This is a genomic window from Lactobacillus nasalidis (assembly GCF_016587775.1).
GTDB classification, from domain to species: domain Bacteria; phylum Bacillota; class Bacilli; order Lactobacillales; family Lactobacillaceae; genus Lactobacillus; species Lactobacillus nasalidis.
Genome location: NZ_BOCG01000434.1, coordinates 1 through 2961 on the forward strand (window position 1 = coordinate 1; position 2961 = coordinate 2961).

Annotated in this window: 4 protein-coding genes; all 4 read right to left on the reverse strand. The window is 55.9% G+C overall.

Annotated features, from left to right (window positions below; genetic code table 11):
* A partial coding sequence (locus tag lacNas_RS08000) for a DEAD/DEAH box helicase (RefSeq protein WP_201346762.1) occupies nucleotides 1-823 on the reverse strand: 823 nt, incomplete at its 3' end.
* Between the two features lie 9 nt (nucleotides 824-832).
* Nucleotides 833-2200: a UDP-N-acetylmuramoyl-tripeptide--D-alanyl-D-alanine ligase gene (locus tag lacNas_RS08005; protein WP_201330799.1), complete on the reverse strand. Its 1368-nt coding sequence runs from the start codon at nucleotides 2198-2200 to the stop codon at nucleotides 833-835.
* Between the two features lie 114 nt (nucleotides 2201-2314).
* The gene (locus lacNas_RS08010) at nucleotides 2315-2566 is read right to left on the reverse strand and encodes a type B 50S ribosomal protein L31 (protein ID WP_003612793.1); all 252 of its coding nucleotides are present in this window, start codon (nucleotides 2564-2566) and stop codon (nucleotides 2315-2317) included.
* A 111-nt stretch (nucleotides 2567-2677) separates the two neighbouring features.
* On the reverse strand, nucleotides 2678-2961 hold a 284-nt coding region (locus tag lacNas_RS08015; RefSeq protein ID WP_507762777.1), incomplete at its 5' end, for a carboxyvinyltransferase.

Genomic DNA, 2961 nt, shown 5'->3' on the forward strand with positions numbered 1-2961 from the left:
GGGTCAAGTCGCCGTGAATGCCGGCGGCGTTGTAGCCGCGGGCCACCAGCCCTCTGGTCAGTTCATCGACCCGGCGCTTGGTCCGGCCGAAGACGACGGCCAGGTCCGGGTTTTCCACGTCGATCAGCCGGCACATGGTGTCGAACTTTTCGTTTTCGCGGACCCGGACGAAGTACTGGTCGATCAGGTCAGCCGTCAGTTCCTTGGCCTTGATCTTCACGACCTGCGGGTCGTTCATGAACTTCTCGCCCAAAGCCTGGATCGGCTTAGGCATGGTGGCGCTGAACAAGAGGGTCTGGTCGCGTTTTTCTGCGTAAGTCAGAATGCTTTCGATGTCTTGAATGAAGCCCATGTCCAGCATTTCGTCAGCTTCGTCCAGAACCACCGTCTTGACGCCGTCAAGCTTGATCGTCTTGCGCTTGAGGTGGTCCAGCAGCCGGCCCGGAGTCCCGACCAGGATTTCCGGCACGTTCTTCAAAGCCCGGATCTGCCGGCCGATGTCAGCCCCGCCGTATACGACCTGGACCTTGGCCTTCTCGTCCCGGCCCAAGCGGAAAAGTTCTTCCTGGGTCTGGATGGCCAGCTCTCTGGTCGGTTCGATCACGATGGCCTGGATGGCGTGCTGGTGCTTGTCCAGCTTTTGCAGGATTGGCAGACCAAAAGCAGCCGTCTTCCCGGTCCCGGTCTGGGCCTGGCCGATCACGTCCCGGCCGGACAGGGCCAGGGGAATGGTCTGGGCCTGAATCGGCGTGGCTTCTTCAAAGCCGGACCGTTTGATGGCCTTCAATAAATTGTCATTCAATCCTAGTTCAGTAAATTTCAAATTCGTCTCCTATTTCAGTCTGTCAAGGACGCGTTCCAGGTGCATCCCGTGGGATCCCTTCAGCAAAACGATGTCCTGGCTGTGGATGTCGCTCTTTAAATCATCGATTAAGTGGCTCATCTCGTCTTCTGGGTAATAGTGCAGGTTCTGCTGGTCGTACTTGTCCAGCAGGGCTTGGTAAAGGTGTTTCATTTCCGGCCCGTAAAGGTAAAGGACGTTGATCTTGTCTGGGTCCAGGCAGTCCGCCAGGCCAGCGTGCAGGTCAGCCGACCGGCTGCCCAGTTCCAGCATGTCCGCCAGAACAGCCACGCGGCGGCCGCTGCCGGTTACCGGAACCTGGCCGAAGGAAGCAGTTACGGCTTTAACGGCCGTTGGGTTGGAGTTGTAGATATCGCTCATGATGTCTTCGCCGCAGTCGCCCTTTTCCCATTCCATCCGGTTGGCCGTTGGCACGAAGTTGGCCAGGCCGGCAGCGATTTCTTCATCGCTTTCGCCGAAGTGGCGGCCGACCAAAATGGCAGCCATGGCGTTGGCCACGTTGTGGCGGCCGATCATCGGAATCGAGAATTCCCGGTCAGTCCCGTTGACCTTGAAGTAGGAATGGTGCATGGTGCTGTGCAGGCCGCTGGCGTGCAGCGTGTCGGTGTCCGCGAAACCGAAGGTGGCCTTGTCCTGGGACAGCTTGGCAGCTCTCTGGGCCAGCAGCGGTTCGTCGCCGTTGTAGATGAATTCGCCGTCTTCCTGCAAAAAGTCCGTGATTTCCATCTTCGCGTCCGCGATCTTGTCCCGGCTGCCGAAGAATTCAATGTGGGCTTCCCCGATCATGGTGATCACGGCCACGTCAGGACGGGCGAGCTGGCTGAGTTCATGCAGCTGGCCGGCCCGGTCCATCCCCATTTCCAAAACCAGGATTTCGGTGATCGGCTTCATTTCCAAAATGGTCATCGGCACGCCGATTTCATTGTTGAAATTGGCCTGGGTCTTGTAGACGTTGAAGCGCTTGGCCAGAACTGCCGCCACCATGTCCTTGGTCGTCGTCTTGCCGTTTGAGCCGGTGATGCCGACAACCGTCGGGTTAACCTTCTGCAGGTAGTAACGGGCCAGGTCCTGCATGGCCTTCAAGGTGTCAGCGACTTCCAGAACCGCGATGCCTTCCGGCTTGCCCGGGTGCCCGGCTTCCCACAGGGTCGCGCTGGCTCCGGCCGCGATGGCGGCGCCAACGAAGTCGTGGCCGTCTCTTTGCCCCTTGATCGGGACAAACAAGGCGCCGGCACTGATCTTTCTGGAGTCAAAAGCGACTGAGGTAATGATCGTTTCCGCGTTTCCTTCACAACTGGTATTTAAGGCTTGGGCGATTTCTGCCAACTGCATTTTCATTCCAATACTGCTCCTTAAGAATAATTGACACACTTAGTATATTATACGTTGTTTGGCGCTCTTCGCAATAAAAAAAGCAACCCAAGCGGGCTGCTTTTAAAGTAAAGAGAACGATTAGTTCTTCTTGTTGAAGCCGTACTTCTTGTTGAAACGTTCGATTCGACCATCGGCAGCGGCAAACTTTTGCTTGCCAGTGTAGAATGGGTGGGAATCTGATGAAATTTCAACACGGATCAATGGGTAAGTGTTGCCTTCGAATTCAACAGTTTCTGATGACTTCAAAGTTGAGCCGGCAACAAACTTAAAACCAGTTGCTGAGTCCATGAAGCAAACTTCTTGATAATCTGGGTGAATACCTTGTTTCATAATTCTTTAACTCCTTTGCCATAGCCCTCTGCGGGCCATAGATTAATCGATTAACTCTAACATAGTACCATATATCAGGCACGATTGGCAAGAGTTAAAAAATTTTCCGTCTTAGTCTGCGTCACGGATGACCACATCGGCCCCCAGCTGCCGCAGCTTCTCTTCAACCCGGTCATAGCCTCTCAGGATGTTGCCGGCGTTGTTGATCACCGTTTCGCCGTCGACCATCAGCCCGGTCAGCATCAGGCAGGCCCCGGCCCGGATTTCATCGGCGTGAACCACGGCGCCGTGCAGGCGGCTGCCCGGGTGAACCAGGATGATGTTGTTGACGACAGTGATGGACGCGCCCATCTTCTGCAGTTCCGGCACGTGCCGGGTCCGCTTCGGATAGATCG